We start from the raw sequence: 4506 nt of genomic DNA, 5'->3' as shown, positions 1-4506 counted from the left end.
TTCAAGTTCTTTTTCTGAAATAAAAAACGCTATATACATTTTTAAGTGATCTTCAATTTTTGAAAATTCTTCTGGTAAAACATATGGTTCCGTAAAATAAATCGCTGTTTTATTATGCCTTTTTGAAAAATCTGCAATTATGTTATCTAGACCTTCAATTATTGTACCTCTGCCAAAATCCATTTGTTGTTGAAGAACATAAAATAAAGCATTCGCAAATACAACAGCACAATTATCATAATCATCATCTACTGGCATAATTACTTCACATGAATTATTAATTAAATTCGAATAATTTGACAGTCCAAAAGATGCGAATGTTAAACAATCTTTAAACGTTCTGTCAAATCCCAAAAGTTGTATAACGTATTCGCCGCTTGTATATTTATCTACACCTATATATTTTCCTAAAAACAATTCATAATGGTCAAGTATACTTTCACCTAAACTCATTCAGCAAAATCTCCTTTCACTCCTTCAAATATATGTTTTATATTGCATTCATGACACTGAACTCTCAAATCTGAATTATAACAGTCTAAAACTTCTGTTCTTGTAGGAGTTGTTTCTAATGATTGTAATTTTACCTTTCTCTCAGCCCAAGTCTCTGGATAATGATCAAGGTCATAACCTATTCTATCAACCGGACCATTCTTGGTATTTATTGTTATTTTATCAGGTATTTCTTTTCCACAAGTTGGGCATTTCATTTTTCCGTTAGAGTTTCTTGGTGCCTCACTTTCTGCTTTTTGTCTTGCACTGCGTCTAAATGATCCCCTTGCATATAAATCACTTGCATTATGTACCAACACGCTAAAACCACTAACGTGATATGTATGAAAATCTTCTACTTGAAAATTATACACTGTAGTGGGTTCATCTGTCAACTCGACATCAAAATTTTCAACTAAAAGAATGTTTCCGTTTACATCAAGGAGTTCATCACCAACTATTAGTTCTCCTGCTTTGATAAAGCCTTGATTTTTACATAGAACGGGTGGTCAACAGTTGTAACGATTTTTTCACCGTTCACAGTTAGATGAACAAGCGTTGTTACCTCTCTTATATAGGTTTCAAGAACAGTTTTCGGAGAAGTTTCCATTGTTTCAGGGTCTGTTGAAATGACTTTATTGATTGCAACAATTACTCTACTTTAACCTTTTTATATACTCATCTATTCCCATAACAAGCACCTCTTGCAACATTTCTAAATAACTTTTTTCCCCACCACTTTTTTTAATCATAACATCAAACACTTGTTTTAATTTACCATCAATCATAACTGTAATACCAGTTACCTTTTCACCAGTATTTGTATTTTCAAATTCTTCCGACATAATACGCATTTTATTATCCATTACGCACTCTCCTTAGATTTCACTCTATAATTTTTCCATTAGTGGCAACTTCTTCTATCAATTCAGACCATGGTGCTGGTAATTCATAACTTCGACCAGGTGTAGATATATCAGTTAGCTTTGGAGCAGTTCCCCCTTGATTCAACGGATTTGAGCGATAACCATCTTGGCTTATTGTATTTTCTTGTAATAAGTCATCAACCACTTTGGTACCTCAAATTCAACTGTATATGCTTCATTTCCTCGAACTTCATTTTTAAAATAAGTTGAATGTTCTCCGTTATCTATGCTAATATTTAAATTTTTATTCTTGTTAGCAATTGAAATTGACCCGTTTTCATTTACAGTTATTTTTTGTTGACTAGAATTACTGCTGCCATCTCCTCCTTGAACTCTTCGATATTTAACAGTCTCTTCATTTTCACCAAATGAAATCGTGTCATCTTCACCTATTTTGCGATACTCGGTTTCACTTAAGTTATAATCTGCATTTGCATTATGAACCCAAACCTCGCACTCGCCAACATAATAAGTATGGAAATCCTCTACTTGAAAATTATACACTGTAGTGGGTTCATCTGTCAACTCGACATCAAAATTTTCAACCAAAAGAACATTTCCGTTTACATCAAGGAGTTTATCGCCAACAAGCAGCTTACCAGCCTCAACAAACCCTCTACCTTGTACATAAAACGGGTGGTCAACAGTTGTAACGATTTCTTCACCGTTCACAGTGAGATGAACAAGCGTTGTTACCTCTCTTATGTATGTTTCAAGAACAGGTTTCGGAGAAGTTTTCATTGTTTCAGGGTCTGTTGAAATGACTTTATCTCCTGACTTTATCGTTTCTATGGCAACCAAACTAACCGCCTTGGCATTACCTAAAAACTCACCTGCCGCTCCAAGTCCGCCAAAACCTAGTCATGCGATGTGTAGAACATCTTCTGATCTAATTTAATCTGAAATAGCAGGTGCTCTTTCCCTTGCCCTCTTTTTTTAGTTCTCCTGCGGCAACAAGTTTTCTTAGTGCACCTTCGATAGAACTGTCACTGAGAGTAGGACAGAGTTCCCTTATATCCTGCTTGTTAAATCGTCCTATTTTGCTTTTGCTTGCCATTCTGACCATCTCAAGTGCAGGCAGTTTTTCTTGAACAAGGGATGTACGCTCTTCAAAATCTTTATACGATGCAAGTATCGTGCCTAAAATGTACTTTATAAATGGCAAAGCATCCTCTTTGCCCTCGTGCCAGCCCGTCTGCGACTGACTCAGAGCACTGTAATACAAATCTTTGTTCTTAGAGATCTTTGCCTCGAGCGATATATATTTGCCAATGTAAAAGCCATTCTGATACAGCAGAAGAGTGGTAAGCAGACGGCTCATTCTTCCGTTGCCGTAATTAAAAGGGTGTATACATAGAAAATCGTGGATAAATATGGGGATAATTATAAGCGGCTCAACCTCCAAATTACCGATAACACGATTGTACTCTTCACATATCCTGTCAAGTGCCTCAGATGTTTCATTTGGCTCGAGCGGAGTAAACAGTATTTCTGTATGTCCATCGGGGTAAGCCGCACTGATATAATTCTGCACGCTTTTTGTTCTGCCAGCAAGCGGATTGTTCATATGACTATAAAGCATTTTGTGAAGCTGCAGAATATAGTTCTGAGTTATCGGAATAGCGTCAAAGCTTTCGTGTATAACGTTCAGCACGTCTCTATACCCTGCGATCTCCTGCTCGTCACGATTTCGAGGAGTAGTCTTTTCTTCGACCAACTGTTTGATCCTCGTGCTTGTTGTTACGATACCCTCTATCGCATTTGAAGCTTCGGTACTTTGAATTTTTGCTATCTCAACAAGCTTCTCCATCTCTTGCGGACGCTGTTTCAGATACTGTTCCTGTTTTCCAGCCTCTTTGTATATGGCCGCTATAAGTCCGAGAATATCAGAATCCCACTTTTGTTCTTTAAAAGCAGAGTAATTAAAACTTCTCATTTCCTTACCTCCATTAATTTCCCTTAAATTATAATATAAAATAAGGGAAATGTCAATAGAATAAGCAAATTTGTCCTTAGTATTATGTGTGAAATAAGGGAATATATCAAACAGTATCCCTCTACTGTATAAAAGAGCTGATTTCTCGACTCTTTTGGTATCTATAGCATTGGGGAGCATATTCGTAATTTTATATCATAAATTGTTTCCCGCATTTCTTGTTTTGGTTATGAAAAAAAGCACCTATCAGTGATAGATGCTAATGGAATTTGATAAATTTATATGGCTATTTCAACTTCCGTGTTGATAAATGTAAACTTTTTTAGAAAGTATGATATAATATAGTATTGCATTAAATAAAAATACGAATCCATACTTATTCAGTCTATGTCACCTTACCCCCTCAATAACGCCCTTATCCATTTCATGCACAGTATCGCACAGCACGGAGATGTCCTCCGCAGAGTGTGAGCAAATAAGGATAGTCTTGCCCTGCTCCTTGTATGAAAGTAGGTACTCACGCATTTCTTTTACGCCATCCTTGTCAAGACCATTGAAAGGCTCGTCAAGAATGAGTATCTTCGGATTTTCCATGATAGCTTGTGCAAGTCCCAAACGCTGCCGCATACCTAGACTGTATTTGCGGACATGTCGCTTTAGTTCGGGATCAAGTCCCACCTGTTTCATACTGCTTTTTATCTCATCTTTACCTATCTTGTTGTTCAGCCCCGCAAGAAGTTTTAGTTCTTGTAGCCCGAATAGTAAGGTATAAACCCAGGTGTTTCAATAATGATACCCATATCTTTCGGGAAGTCAACGTCCTTGCCCACCTGCTTGCCGTCAACGATAATCTCACCGCTCGTGGGCTTGATAAAACCACATATGCACTTCATAAGCATTGTCTTTCCGCTGCCGTTTCTGCCGATAAGTCCGTGTATTTTGCCCTCCTCAAAGGACACATTTATGTGCTTTAGTATCTCCGTTTTGCCAAGCGTAAGGCATACGTCATTTACATTGATGATATCCATTTCGTCCCCCTAATCCCTAACTTGCTATCTCTGCAACATTGTCGTAATTGAATTTTCTTATGGCGATAAAGCAGAACGCCAGCAGTACCGCTATAAATATGGCAAGATAGCTGACCGAAAAACT

The 4506-nt window shown here is 37.2% G+C and carries 5 protein-coding genes and 3 pseudogenes; all 8 read right to left on the bottom strand.

Features of this window, described 5'->3' with window-relative positions; genetic code table 11:
• A partial coding sequence (locus DW793_RS13740) for a suppressor of fused domain protein (protein ID WP_118158478.1) occupies positions 1-453 on the bottom strand: 453 nt, incomplete at its 3' end.
• Positions 450-812: a GH-E family nuclease gene (locus DW793_RS15730; protein ID WP_290126988.1), complete on the bottom strand. Its 363-nt coding sequence runs from the start codon at positions 810-812 to the stop codon at positions 450-452. The genes DW793_RS15730 and DW793_RS13740, both read right to left, overlap by 4 nt.
• Before the next feature lie 45 nt (positions 813-857).
• Positions 858-953 (bottom strand): annotated as a pseudogene (locus DW793_RS16060) (hypothetical protein); the annotation flags it as partial.
• Entirely contained in the window at positions 953-1102 is a 150-nt protein-coding gene (locus DW793_RS16055; RefSeq protein ID WP_390624696.1) for a polymorphic toxin-type HINT domain-containing protein, read from the bottom strand. The pseudogene DW793_RS16060 and the gene DW793_RS16055, both read right to left, overlap by 1 nt.
• Before the next feature lie 46 nt (positions 1103-1148).
• Entirely contained in the window at positions 1149-1358 is a 210-nt protein-coding gene (locus DW793_RS13730) for a hypothetical protein (protein ID WP_117924929.1), read from the bottom strand.
• A 171-nt stretch (positions 1359-1529) separates the two neighbouring features.
• Positions 1530-2219: pseudogene (locus DW793_RS15530) on the bottom strand (polymorphic toxin-type HINT domain-containing protein); the annotation flags it as partial.
• 88 nt (positions 2220-2307) lie between these two features.
• Positions 2308-3354, bottom strand: a complete 1047-nt coding sequence (locus tag DW793_RS13715) for a Fic family protein (protein WP_118158477.1) — start codon at positions 3352-3354, stop codon at positions 2308-2310.
• Between the two features lie 390 nt (positions 3355-3744).
• Positions 3745-4382, bottom strand: a pseudogene (locus tag DW793_RS13710) (ATP-binding cassette domain-containing protein).
• Positions 4383-4506: the final 124 nt, after the last annotated feature.

Source organism: Ruminococcus sp. AM31-15AC (genome assembly GCF_003462045.1).
GTDB lineage: Bacteria > Bacillota > Clostridia > Oscillospirales > Ruminococcaceae > Hominimerdicola > Hominimerdicola aceti.
Note: the sequence above shows the minus strand (reverse complement) of the source record. Positions and strands in the feature narration are given on the sequence as shown.

Excerpts from the sequence above, each read along its gene's own strand:
- DW793_RS13730 (WP_117924929.1), bottom strand. The coding sequence starts at position 1,358 with ATGGATAATAAAATGCGTATTATGTCGGAAGAATTTGAAAATACAAAT.
- DW793_RS16055 (WP_390624696.1), bottom strand. The coding sequence starts at position 1,102 with ATGGAAACTTCTCCGAAAACTGTTCTTGAAACCTATATAAGAGAGGTA.
- DW793_RS13715 (WP_118158477.1), bottom strand. The coding sequence starts at position 3,354 with ATGAGAAGTTTTAATTACTCTGCTTTTAAAGAACAAAAGTGGGATTCT.